General features: G+C 40.5%; 7 protein-coding genes and 1 pseudogene. 3 read left to right on the forward strand and 5 right to left on the reverse strand.

Annotation, left to right across the window (positions count from 1 at the left end; translation table 11 throughout):
- Positions 1-183 precede the first annotated feature (183 nt).
- Positions 184-378, forward strand: a pseudogene (locus U3A58_RS21820) (OsmC family protein); the annotation flags it as partial.
- A 76-nt stretch (positions 379-454) separates the two neighbouring features.
- Here U3A58_RS21820 and U3A58_RS09680 read toward each other — a convergent pair.
- From U3A58_RS09680 to U3A58_RS09690, 3 genes are all read right to left on the reverse strand, one after another.
- Entirely contained in the window at positions 455-1,531 is a 1,077-nt protein-coding gene (locus tag U3A58_RS09680; RefSeq protein WP_323823218.1) for a DUF4249 domain-containing protein, read from the reverse strand.
- A complete protein-coding gene (locus U3A58_RS09685) occupies positions 1,528-2,859 on the reverse strand; it encodes a TonB-dependent receptor plug domain-containing protein (protein WP_323823219.1) in 1,332 nt (443 codons plus the stop codon). Before U3A58_RS09685 ends, U3A58_RS09680 begins: the two co-directional genes overlap by 4 nt.
- Positions 2,860-2,922: 63 nt before the next feature.
- Positions 2,923-3,966 carry a TonB-dependent receptor gene (locus U3A58_RS09690; protein ID WP_323823220.1) on the reverse strand — a complete coding sequence of 348 codons (1,044 nt, stop codon included), beginning with the start codon at positions 3,964-3,966 and terminating at the stop codon, positions 2,923-2,925.
- A gap of 848 nt (positions 3,967-4,814) precedes the next feature.
- Here U3A58_RS09690 and U3A58_RS09695 point away from each other — a divergent pair.
- Positions 4,815-6,227, forward strand: a complete 1,413-nt coding sequence (locus tag U3A58_RS09695; RefSeq protein ID WP_323823221.1) for a PQQ-dependent sugar dehydrogenase — start codon at positions 4,815-4,817, stop codon at positions 6,225-6,227.
- 134 nt (positions 6,228-6,361) lie between these two features.
- Here the strand turns inward: U3A58_RS09695 and U3A58_RS09700 are convergent, their stop codons facing one another.
- On the reverse strand, positions 6,362-8,764 hold the full coding sequence (locus tag U3A58_RS09700) for an ABC transporter permease (RefSeq protein WP_323823222.1): 2,403 nt from the start codon (positions 8,762-8,764) through the stop codon (positions 6,362-6,364).
- A gap of 465 nt (positions 8,765-9,229) precedes the next feature.
- Positions 9,230-10,345 carry a hypothetical protein gene (locus tag U3A58_RS09705; protein ID WP_323823223.1) on the reverse strand — a complete coding sequence of 372 codons (1,116 nt, stop codon included), beginning with the start codon at positions 10,343-10,345 and terminating at the stop codon, positions 9,230-9,232.
- A 131-nt stretch (positions 10,346-10,476) separates the two neighbouring features.
- Here U3A58_RS09705 and U3A58_RS09710 point away from each other — a divergent pair, with 131 nt between their 5' ends.
- Positions 10,477-11,727 carry a hypothetical protein gene (locus U3A58_RS09710; protein WP_323823224.1) on the forward strand — a complete coding sequence of 417 codons (1,251 nt, stop codon included), beginning with the start codon at positions 10,477-10,479 and terminating at the stop codon, positions 11,725-11,727.
- Positions 11,728-13,508 lie beyond the last annotated feature (1,781 nt).

Here is a 13,508-nt window from a genome sequence, read left to right on the forward strand (position 1 = left end):
GAGGACAAGACATATTTAAGACCCTAATTCTGTTTTGAATTTCTGGAAAAACACAGTGTAGCTGATTATGCAAACCTGTTGAACCTTTCCCACACGGCCCAGTCCAATAAATTCAAGAAATTGAATCTGGAAAATCCCGAGGAAATCATCAAAAACAGAATTCTCTTAGAAGCCAAGAGACTTCTGAAGAATTCAGGAAAAAGCATCAAAGATGGAAGCGGACACTTCACTACACAGAGTTCCGTCCTGAACAAAACCCAGTATTCATTTAACAGCCGATTTGCGGAAGGAATTGGCACCAATCCTTAGGAACTATTGGCAGCAACTCAAGCCGGTTGCTTCTCTATGAAACTGAGCTCGGATCTAACCTACACCGGGGATAGGCTAACCTACCTGTATTACGACTGCTATAAAGATTTTTCAAAGTTGTCACTATTAGGTCAGTGATGTCAGCTCAATCATAGACCCACCAATCAGGTCTTATCGAAACGAACTTTTTCCCCAAGGCCCTATCTTCACATGTCAAACATTCTGCTGGATAATCTAATCTGGGCTTTCCCAAAACAAACAAACAAGGTGGGTGCAAATAAACAGGTGATATTACAGAAGTCACATAAAATCGGGTGACTTGGGATTTGGCAACTTCGAAAAATCCCAAAACCTTCTCATTGGGATCATTTGTATTTTTAATATTTCCAATGATGGGAGCAGGCGGAATATCAAATAAGGAGCCCTGATTTTCAATCACGGTTTTAATTTTTTCCCAATATTCATAAGCATCCCGATTTATGCTCAATTGTTTGACGCTGATAAACATTGGGAACAAGAATGAATTGTCAATTTTTCTTGTAGCCAATAGCTGATCAAAGGTTTGTGTTTTGCTGGATGATCCGTCAAAAATGTTGACTTTTGCAGGTTCCATGATATCAAAAATAAAACATGGAGGAGGTAATGGAGGAGGGATTCCTGGAGCATATATCCATACCAATTCCCAATATGCTGTCTCTTCTACAATCCATCTTAAATAAACAGGTTCATTATTCTGGGGAAGTCTGGTTTTAGTGTACACCTTGAATACATGTTCTCGGAATGTAGTCGTAAACGGTTCATAGGCGATATCGTAACTTAAGCTATCAACTCCATTTGAATTTGGGATCTCTTGAAATGTTGATCTATATACTTTTTCACCGACCATAACTTCAAGTGAATAGCTTTGTCCTTCAATTGGATCAAAATTATGTAGTTCATAATTTCCATTGCCGAGAGAAGTATATCTAAAAGTACCTCCTTCTTGACCCAATAAATTAACTTCGGCATTGGGTATGGCACTCTGTGTAAAGCCAGAACTTCTGCTTAACCCTACATTTACTGTATGGATGTTTTCCCCTGCTGACAGCAATCCATAGATGATTATTTGACCTTCTTTAGTATCACCTATAAAATCCAGTCTGTCGATACATGAGGATATCAAAAAAATCCATGCGAGATTTAGTAAGTAACTGAAATGGAATATATTTAAAAATTTCTTCATTTATTAAATGTTACGCTGTAGGTAATCGAAGGAAAAGCCGAACCCAAAATAGAAACTTGGTAAGGTCTTAACCGGGGCGAATTCTCTTCTCTTTGAAAAAACACCGAATAGGCATTTCTTCTTCCCAATAAGTTATACACACTGAGGTTGATATTATCATTCCAATCTCTTACAAATCCTTTTGCAAGATATGAGAGGTCAATTCTAAAATAATTTGGTATTCTAAATTGGTTTCTGTCACTGTAATCAGGTATTAAAACCCTACCGATCAGATAGTTAGTTGAAGGTGAAGTGACAGGCCTTCCAGTTGAAAAATTGAAATTGAAATTGAAATTCCTTCCTTTTCCCAAATGGAAGTTTGTCACCAGCGAAACAATGTGGGGTCTATCAAAATTCGCTGGAAACCAATTGCCTCGGTTGACCTGAATTGCACTAAATTCAGAGGTTGTTCTGATTAGTGAACGGCTATATGTATATGCTAACCAACCTGTAATTCCTCCACTGTTTCTTCGGATAAGCAATTCGGCGCCATATGCAAGTCCTTGGCCCTGGACCACTTCTGTTTCAAGATGTGGGTTAAGGAACAAATCAGCAAAATCCCTATATTCTAACTGGTTTTCGGTAGTTCGGTAAAACCCTTCAAATGAAGTAGACCATTCATTTTCTTTGAAATTTCTGAAATAACCTAACGATAAATTATGGGATTTCTGTGGTTGAATGTAAGTGGTACTCAATTGCCATAAATCAATAGGTGTTGGGCCAGTGGCATTGGAAATAGTCTGTAGATATTGGAACATGCTGGAATAGCCAGCTTTGATAGAATTCACTTCATTGAATGTCCATCTCATAGAGGCTCGGGGCTCGAATCCACCATACTGGACTATGGCACCTTCCTCATGTGCATCAATTCCTGAAATGGTAAGTCTTGTCCGGGGCAAACCTTCCTGATATCTATAAACCGAATCAGGTTCCAACTGAAGATACTGAGAGTACCTCAACCCACCTGAAATCGAAAAGCTTTCAGTGGGGTTCCAATCAATCGAAACAAATGGCGCAAATTCCAATCCTCTTTGTTTTTCTACTTTTTCCTGAAAAATCCCTGACTCAGCTGTAAAGGGCATGAGAGTTTCGGGTCTCATCTGATATTGGATAGCTTCTCCTCCAAAAGTGATATTGGTGTTTTCAAGTGTTAACAATCCAGTAATTTTTCCCTGATAATAATACAGACCGTTTTTTATAATGGATGGGTCGGTTCCCGAAGGCTCAAACAACCCATTGTTAAATGAACCATACGCAGCCATTCCAACAAGTGAAAAGTTTTCCGACAATAGGTTATTGCTTGTAAGAGAGGTGACAAAATTGTTCCATTCAAATCCAAACTCATCAGAAAATCAAAAATAGTCTCCCGTATTGAGCAATGAAAAATCAAGAGAATGTTTTTGGGAGAACTTGTGGTTAAGTCCCAGGTAAATATCATGAAATTTGATGTTACTGTTTCTGACATCCGGTTCATCCACCTTTTGCAACATCCAATTTGAATTGGATTTCCGCAATCCGGCAATCAGGCTTGTTTTTTCTGGCAGGATAGGGCCTTCAATTAAAATCTTGCTCACAGCAGTCCCAAGTGAACCTGTAAAATCCCATTTTTCGAAATCACCTTTTCGCATTTCTATATTCAGTGCAGCGGCACTCCTGCCACCAAAATTACTGGGTACAGTACCTTTATATAAGGTAAAGTTCCTGACCACATCACCATTAAAAGCAGAAAGAAAACCCAATGCATGACTGTTGCTAAGGACAATAGCCTCATTCATCAGGATAAGATTCTGATCGGCCTGACCACCTCTTATATTCAATCCCGACGAACCTTCACCTACAGAAGTGACTCCAGGTATAGTCTGAAGGATATTGAAAACATCAGGTTCACCCATCAATGCAGGTATCAAATTAATGTCCTCTATATTCATTTTAACAATACCGGTGATTGGGTTTTTTATATTCCTGTCTTTTTCCTCTTCCCGGACAATGAAAGTCTCCAATTCAAAACTAAGGTTGTCCAATTCTGTATCCACAATCCCATCTCCATACAGTTCTACAATAAAATACTGCGCCTTTTTCCCAAACTCCCTAAAAACTATCCGGTGTCTGCCAGAATCCAAATATGCCAGGTACATACCATAACTATCGGTATTAATCCCAGTAAAAAATCCATCTACGTGAACTGCAGCACCCGAAATCAATTCACCGGTTAGTTTGTCTGTGACTTTGCCTGTCAGGACGTATTTGGCTTTTTTTCTCTCAGGGTCCCCCTGGATTTTTACTGTAGTAATTTCGGTTTGGGCATGTGCATTCAAATGGCCAATGGTCAATAATATGCCAAACGCTATCAAAAAATAAATCCGGATCTTATGTGAATGTTGAAATTCAAACAGCATTTCCGCAAACTTTTTCCATCTGACTTTTAAAAATTATTAGTTTACAATTAATCGATTTATTTCTTGCTAAAAAAGTACTGAGTGATGATTGAATTACTAATAATGAGTATCCGCAATCTTGTACATTCCAGTAAAAGTGAGGGTTTTGAGTCCACGCATTCCAGGACAAGTTTATTTATCTAAATCAGAAAAAACATCTTTGTTTCTGAACTAACGGGAAGCAAGAAAGAGTAAATAAATAACTCAAGTTTTACACTAGAAAGAATATGGTTAAATAGCTATAATAAGTAATCCTTTCACCGCCATTCGTGATCGCACGAACAGCGGTGAAAGGATTACGCCTAGTTTCCGGAGACAATAGCAACTCCCCCTTCAAGCACTTGCAATCTTCGATTTCAATACCTAAATAACTAAAAGGAATCTACAATAAAGGGTAAAAAATCCGAAGATTCCCAACGCGCAAGGCTGGCTTCCCGAATATCTTCGCTCTCAGAACAGGACCTTCGCTAAATCTCTTCAGTGAAGAGATTTTAAACGCTTGTCACTTATGTGTAAAGTGTTTTTTTAGCTGAAAACCAAAAAGTCATCTGCATTTAGGAAGAAAACTGTTAATATTAAATTTCAAAAGCATACCAAATAAATATCGTGGGCCCTTGATTTTTGCCCAAAGTAGTTATTTGATGATAAAAGTAGCGGTAAGCAATGGTAGTACATTTAATAGGTGAACAACCTCATTGCAAAGCCAATAAATACCAAAACAATTCTCTAATTATTGATATATACCGATTGTTCTAAGTAGCCGAGCATCCGAACTGGTAAGTATCGATTTCATTCCATAATCTGCACCTATGAAAACCCTTGGACTATTGACTGCAATCAGCCTTTTTTCACTTTCAGCATCTGCCCAACAAGGAGAGAAAGTCTATCAAATGTATTGCATGGGTTGTCATGGAGCAGAATTGAAAGGTACGCCTGCAGGCTCTTCTCTTTTAGCTGAAAATCTAAAGCAAGGCAACGACAGCGTGGCTATCAGCCAAAGTATCAGCAAAGGTGTGGCTGGCACCACCATGATCAGCTGGAGTAGTTCGTTAAACCCTGCCGACATCGAAGCAGTAACCGAATATATTCTTCAATCCAGAAAATCACCTACATCCACTCAATCTTCCAAAAACCTGCTCACCGCAGCTACACAAAATTACACTCTAAAAATTGAGAAACTGATAACGGAAGGAATGGATACTCCTTGGGGAATTGAGTTTGTCGATGCCAAACGGGCATTGATCACGGGAAACAAGGGAGAACTATACTGGATAGTGGATGGGAAACTGGATACCAAGAAAATCACTGGGCTTCCGTTTGTCTATGGTTCAGATTTGGTTGGTGGAATGATGGATTTGGCCTTGGATCCCAATTATTCTGAAAATGGATGGATCTATTTTGCCTTTAGCCACAATCCAAAAAACACGGTGGACAAAACTTCCCCAGCCATGACCAAAGTAGTCCGGGGGAAATTAATAGAATACCAGTGGCAGGAAGAGAAAACACTTTTCGAAGCTCCGGATTCCATTTTGGTTAGTGGAGGAATGCGTTGGGGAAGCAGACTGCTTTTTGATAAAGAAGGGTATCTGTATTTCACAATTGGTGATATGCAGCAGTCTATTCAATCCGGAATGAATCCACAACTACCCCACCGGGCCGAAGGGAAAATCTTCCGAATTTATCCTGACGGACGAATTCCAAGCGACAACCCTTTTTATGGACAAGTTGCCACACTTCAAGGAATCTATGCATGGGGAACACGAAATGTACAAGGACTGGCTCAGCATCCGGTAACCGGTGAAATTTATTTTACAGACCATGGCCCAAAGGGTGGAGACGAAGTGAATCGGCTCAAGAAATCCGGGAATTATGGTTGGCCGCTGATCACTTACGGGGTGAATTACGATGGAACTCCGGTCTCCGAATTGAGTGAAAAGGAAGGAATGGAGCAGCCCCTCACCTATTGGGATCCTTCCATTGCAGTTTGTGCAGCCGAATTTGTCCAAAGTAATCTGTTTCCTAAATGGGAAAATCAACTCTTGGTCACCTCACTGAAAGACCAGGAAATCCGAAGACTCGTCATCCAAGGTGATGAAGTAATCAGCCAAGAAGTGATCTTGAAAGGAATGGGCCGAGTGCGCGATGTTAAATTTGGATTAGATGGTGCACTGTATGTATTGACCAACTCACCGGATGCCCTGCTTCGGATTACCCCTGAATGATTTTCTAAGTCAAAACTCTAGCAAAAACAGAGTATTTTTAAAGACTATATAACAAAACAATTCTTACCTAATTCTAAATAATATCATAATCACTTTTGTGCAGTGATCTATGAGGGAGAAGTAAGTTGCGGAACTCATTCATACGTCAGTGATTTGACTGGATTGATCATTGCAACCTTGATGGTATGGACACTGACAGTAAGAATAGTGATAATCACTACAGTAAAGCTCGGAATGGCAAAAATCCACCAGGATAAAGGAATTCGGGTGGCAAAATCCTGAAGCCAGGAATTCATAATCCATATAGAAAGTGGGACTGAAAACAGAATAGCTATGAAGATCAGAATGATAAAATCTTTGTTGATCAGCCGCAACAAACCAACTAATGAGGCGCCCATTACCTTGCGGATTCCTATCTCTTTTGTGCGCTGGATGGCTGTAAGTGAAGACAAGCCAAATAAGCCCAAGCTGGCTATAAAAATTGCCAGTGCTGAGAAAATACTGAAGATGGTTCCAAATTGTTGATCAGACTTATATTGCTGATCAAAATGCTCATCCAGAAAGAAGTATTCAAAAGGATTGCCTGGAAAAACCCCCTGCCAATCTGATTCAAGAGTTGTGATGAGTTCTTTGATTTCCCCGGTATTTACTTTGACTGAATAAAACCCATTTGGTGCTTCATCATATCGAAAGATCAGGGCGTCAAATGATTTCTTGAGAGATTCCTGATGGTAATCTTTCATTACTCCCACAATGTTGAAGGTGTCTCCCCAGAAGAAAATCTCATCATTGATCGCCTCTTCAGGTAAGGCAAAACCCATCAGTCGGGTGGCAGTTTCGTTTAGTAGAACATTCTTGTGTTCATTGGCGACATCATCCGAAAATTCACGTCCGAAAAGCATCTCCAGCCCAAAATTTTCGTTGAACGAGCCATCGGTCATGATGACCCGATATTGGTTTTGTTCATCCTCACCTTGGCTCAATCTTCGGATCCCACCTGCATTCCAGCCAGGTTGACTACCTGGTACTGAAGTTGAGGCTGTCACAGAAATCACTCCTGTATTTCTTGAAATATTCTGCTTGAAAACCTGATATTTTTGTCTATAGGTCGAGTCAGTTACACTTGGAGCCCGAAGGACCACTGTTTGCTCAATATTGACTCCCAAGTCTTGATTCTGCATAAAACTCAACTGCTGATAGACTGTAAAAGTCCCCACCATCAGGGTAATGGAAGCAATGAACTGGGTGACCACCATACCTTTTCTCAACCAAACCCCAGAGTCTGAATTTTTGAATTTTCCTTTCAAAACCTCCACCGGCCGGAAAGATGAAAGAACAAATGCCGGATATAATCCTGACATCAATGCGCCTAAAATTATCAGGCCAAGCAAAATCAACCAAAAAGCGGGTTGCAAAAATAGCTGATATCCGAGCTCTCTTCCGGTGAGGCTGCTAAACCAAGGTGTCAGTAAAATGGCCAAGCCCGCAGCAAGAATTACTGCTATAAAATTTAAAAACAGTGATTCTGTCAAAAACTGCTGGATAAGCTGGGCTCGATACCCTCCCATCACCTTGCGAATGCCCACTTCGCGGGCGCGCTCGATAGATTTTGCAGTAGAAAGATTGATGTAATTGATCCAGGCAATGATCATAATCAAAAGAGCCACGATAGACAAAAAATTAACCGACTGCCGGTTCCCATTTGGTTTAAATTCCATGATGTAATCTGAATCCAAATGAATGTCAGCGACTGGTTGGAGGTGAAATTCAACTCCGGCATTGTATTTTTTCAACTCCTCACCATGTGTGGTCTGGACAAAATCCGGGAATTTGGCTTCTAATGATTTTGCATCGGTATTTTCCTCCAAAAGGATATAAGTCAGAAAGCCATCCCAATTCCAAGTCAAAAAAGGATCATTCGATAGTTTCTCCAACGTGATAAATGAACCCAACACATCAATTTTCATATGGGTATTTACCGGAAGATCTTCAAAAACACCAGAAATTTCAAATTCCAGGTTTCCGTTTGCCTTCAATGTTTTGCCTATTGGATCCTCATTTCCAAAATACTTTTTGGCCATGGATTGAGAAAGAACCATCTTATTTGGTTCCTTTAAAACCATGGAATCAATTCCTTCGACAAGTTTTATAGAAAAAATAGAAAAGAAATCCTTTGATGCAAAATACAAGTGCTCCTCTTTGAAGAATGTATCCCCAGTGGAAAGCGTAGATGCCCTGTTGGTCAGTCGGGTATAAGCTTTAACCTCTGCAAAATTAGACTTTAAGTCTGGCCCAATACCTGCAGCCCCGGCAGCCCATTGGGTAGAGAGTTCCCCTTTGTCATATCGGTCTTGCTGTATCCTGAAAATCCTGTCCTTTTTATCTAGGAAATTATCATAACTCAATTCATGCAATACAAATTGCGTAATTAGAATACAAGCCAACATCCCGATGGCGAGCCCTGCAATATTGATAAAAGTAAAAACTTTGTTTTTAGAAATATGTCTCCAGAGTGAAGTGAGATAGTTTTGAAACATAATCTTTATCAAAAAGAGTTTATGAGATAGGAACCAAAGGATTTTATACACCCAAATCTATACCGAAAGGAAAAACTACACCAGTTTGCTTGAAATGGAAGTTTAAAAAATTTAAATCAGTGATTTTCGGACAGGATTGATCGACAGCGGTCAAAAAAATATATCAATTCCTGTTTGTAAATCACAGTGCGAAAAAGCAATCCATAAATTTATCCACTTGATTAGCAGCAAGGTGAATAAGGATACCTAACTATTAAATTACTACCCCTCTAACAAAGACACTGGGAAAAGGCACCATTGTTTAAAACCATCTTTCTTCCAAAGTTAGTGCCTACGCTCAGGCTTGTGCCGATTCCCAACCAATTGAGCAAAGTGCAAATATGCCTAGGTGTGTGGCAAGTACTCAATCCCCGGCAGCTTAAAGCCTTAGACTTCGAACTGCCTGGGATTAAGACTTACACCCGCTTATTTCAGGATTTCCAAACCAACCATTGTTTCCAATCTTGCAATAACACCCCAACCATAGAAGTCATTGGCCACTGCGATGATGAGCTCATTTTCCCCTTGCTTGAGTGGCAGAGAGAATTTTGCGTTTTGAATGGAAATCCTACCCTCCGGGTACTTTCTCATGGCTGGCTGGAGGTACAGGTTCTTGTCCAGAAATGCTAACTGTCCATTTACAAATACCCAAACCTCATCACTGAAGCCAAGCTGTATACTGGGGTTTGTTGCTTCTTGGCTTCTGATTGTGGCTTTTAGAAAGAGTAGTTTGCGGGATTCATTAGCGCCAAATTTTCTAGTGAGATTGATTAGTCCTGCATTTTCAGCCAAGAGTATCTCGGTGAATTCTTCGCTTTTCGGCAAATTGGAAGCAAGGGGCTCATTGCCCGGTGCGAAGTCGATTGGAAGGGTTGACCTCCATTGTCTAATATAATTGGCATCGTGCTCGGTGAGGTCCGGCCCAGGAATAGCTGGCAGATCTTCCACCTGATCCGGTTTCACTTGGAAATTTGACACCACCATCCCTCCATCGATACCGATCATCGTACCTTTGCCTGTGCCTTCCAGTTTCGGAATCTGGAGTGCAGGCTTATCCATGTCGTTCACGTAAACTCTCATCTGTGCACCGTTTACCAATATTTTCAGGTGGTTTGATTTGTTGGCTTCAAAAAATGCCGGGCCCTGGAATTGGGGATACATATCCCACATGTTGACGCCTGCAAGGATGGGGGCATATTGAATGGCATCATTTGCCTGCGGGTTGGAAGGACGTGCCCGTATATAAAATATTTCTGAATTATTTCCCAAGGAATCTGCCCGGAAGTACACTGTGGGCGAAGAGCCAAGGGACATTGTCCCTGTAGGCTCAAAATCAAACTCGATGGTTCCATTCCAAAATTTAACCTCTTTGAGTACCACCGCTCCTTGATTACCAGCCATGATCTGCATATAACGGGTACCGTTCCTTTCGGAAAACGCTACTTTCCCTTCCTTGTATTGCCATTTATCCGGGGTCAGTTCAAGCTGTTGTGCCATTGCCGTTTGGCAAAACAGGAAGAGACAAAATAATAGTTTTTTCATTTTCATTTGCAGTTAGTTTACCCTGCAAATGATAGAAAAATGCTGGATAAGGGGTGTTCAAATTCATTTCAAGTTCATTCAAGATCGTTCCAAGGCATAAATTCATTAATTTGTAATCAAACCAAATGACCATGGCTATACCGGCACTTCTGGCAGCGATCGAAGAAAAGCTTAACCGAGGGAAATCAGAAAACTGGACTCAGTATGATTTTGAGCAATTGAGTGAGGCGATTTTTGAAGCTATCCATGTGCGGCTCAGTGTGACCACCCTAAAGCGCATCTGGGGCAAGGTTAAAAATACACATACGCCCGCTGTCCAAACGCTAAATACACTTTCACAATTTGTCGGTTATGTTGATTGGCGGGATTTTGAGCAAAACTATCCTCGTCAGGACATCCTGGAAATGCCTGAAGCATCCAATACTAAGTCAAAAAGAAGACTCGTGCCGCCTACCAGACTGGCTTGGAGTCTTGCCGGGGTGTTATTTATTAGCGTCATATATTTTGGATTCCAAAGGGTGATGGAGCCGGATGTCAATCCAGCGGAGTATTCCTTTTCTCTCAGCAAAATCAAGACGACAGGAGTACCGAACTCTGTGGTCTTTAGCTATGATGCGTCCAACTCACCAAGCGATTCAGTGTATATAGTGCAGACTTGGGATATTAGGCGAAAAACCCTGGTTCCCAAGAAGGGCAAAAAGCATTCGGCGATCTATTATTACCCAGGTTTTTTTAACACAAAGCTGATCATCAACAACCAGGTCGTCAGCAATCAAGGTCTCCAAATCAGCACCGATGGCTGGCTAGGCTTAGTAGAAACTCCAGACAAGCCTATCTATTTTTCCAAGGAGGAGATTCAGTCAAATGAAGGTGTAAAAGTTGATGGAGACTTACTGCAAAACCACCAAATCGCAACCAAGCCCTCCTCACCAAAAATACGTTTTTTCAACCAACAAGACCTGGGGGAATTGATGAATGATACGTATGAATTCGAGACCGAAATCAGAAATCCTAATCAGGGATCAGACAATATTTGTCATTATGTTGAGGTACTCATCCAATGTAAAAATGACATCATCATCATTCCTCTGGCAGACAGCGCTTGCATCGGAGATTTGGGGCTGGCATATTTAGGACATTATCTGGAAGCCAAGTATGAAGATTTAAGTGGTTTTGGCGCTGATTTGAGAGAATGGACCAAACTGAAAATCATCTCTCGCAATGGTAAGGCAGAGATTTTTGTGAATGACTCAGTGGCCTTAGAACTAACTGCAAAAAATACTCCAGTCGGGATTGTGGGAGTCCAATACCGATTTTATGGTGAGGGAGAGGTCAGGTATGCAAACTTTCGTGACAAAAATGGACAGGTAATTCAATTGTAAGGATTAATTCCGAAGAAATTATCCTGATAAAGAATATTTTATATACCTCTATGGGCAGCGTCAATAAAGGGAACAATCTATTTGTAAGACTGTACTTTTCAAGTATTTCGAAGCAACAAAAGTTTCATAGGTAAAGGGCTTGTCAGGGATACGAATGACTAAAGAAGCTGATTACTCCGTCTTTAAGCTAAAGGCGGGATTCATTGCTGCTGCACGGATGACTTGATATCCTACTGTCAGGGCAGCGACCAACAAGGAGCAAGTCACCGCAATTGCAAATGTCCAAATTGATTTTGCATTCAAAATCTTAGAGCCAATTGCTCATAAACCACCAGCCAATCGGCGCAGCAATTAGGAATGCGATCAAAATCAATCGCACAAATTCCTTCCCGAATATCCAGATGATATGGGCTACCCGCCACCCATTACCTTTCTGACACCTACTTCTTTCGACCTCTTTAAGGCCTGAGCTGTTTTTGATTTCATAAAGTTGATTTTATTAATTAAGGCCGTGGATAAAATTTTACTTTGTGAGGGCAAAATTCTGATTACAAGGGGGATGTAATCGTTGACTTAGGTTAAGAAATAGAAATAGCCAAAAAGAATCTAAATTTTAGGCCCAACACCTAAATAAAAGGTTTTGAAAAAATCAGATCGATTCTGTCTGCAGAAGTCTAGGTCGATCTAATACCTGAGAACTGCGCATAGCCAGATACAATATCTTTTTAACCCGGACTATGCATTAGGATTCGTAACGAGGGTTCAAACTGCAAGAAAATCAGTCACTTTGGAGATCGAGTCGTAGCACCGCTACGGTGAGAGCGAAAAGTGAAGCATAGCGACTGATTTTGAAGCGGTTTGAAGCCGTAGTAGATTTGCTAATGCATAATGCGGGTTTAACTTCTTTCAAAAAAAGCCCCACAGGATCTTTTGTACTTTCAAAAGAAATTAGGGGGGACAGATTACGAACAATGCATATATGAATTACACCTAATTTATCCAAACCCCATTCCTCACCTCAGCTAGATTTAAAATCAGCTAAATATTCTCTTTTTTTGGCCTAAATCTCCTTTAGGAAAAAGAATTTTTTTTGGTTCGGGTAAAAATCTCATCCAGAATACTAAAAGGAGGACTGTCTGGTGTGGAATTAAAAAAACACACCTTCCTATAGAAGGTGGCTTTGGATAACTCCAGTAAGAGGCGGCAATTATTGTCTCAGAAAGCAAAACCCATTTATTGATCTTCTCCCTTCCTCTCCTTTTCCTTTAGTCATTTTACATATCGGTTGAACATTTCCTCATCAAGCCCTAGCGTATTTACTAAATAACCCTTTCCCAAAATCGGTTTCCCCAAAACGGCTTCATATTCAATTTTGGGTAGCTCATAAAAAGATATAATAAATGTAGCAAGATGGTTATGCTCACTATTCATTGTTTTAAGTCCAATTCCTACAAAAAATGTCGCCAATTTACTGGAATCTACACTTTTGGGCTAATCATACATTTAGCTTAAATCTGGAATAGCATCTGCCTGAAGAGAAATGTCCAACAACCAGGCTTACATGGCAGGCGTAGCACTACCTGCTCCGCCTAAGAGGAGTGCAAAGAAATCTCATTGGGTGTGCTTTGCATATAGAAAATAGCTCTAAATGGAGGGTCATTCTAACGGATAAAATGCGAAGCATTCATGAATGCCTTAAACTTAAAACACTTCGTGAAAAAAATCCTCGCAACGCAAAGGCAACCGCGATTCTCAGGACAGACAGTCCTAAAGTCAAGCAA

This window comes from Algoriphagus persicinus (assembly GCF_035156415.1).
Classification (GTDB): Bacteria; Bacteroidota; Bacteroidia; order Cytophagales; family Cyclobacteriaceae; genus Algoriphagus; species Algoriphagus persicinus.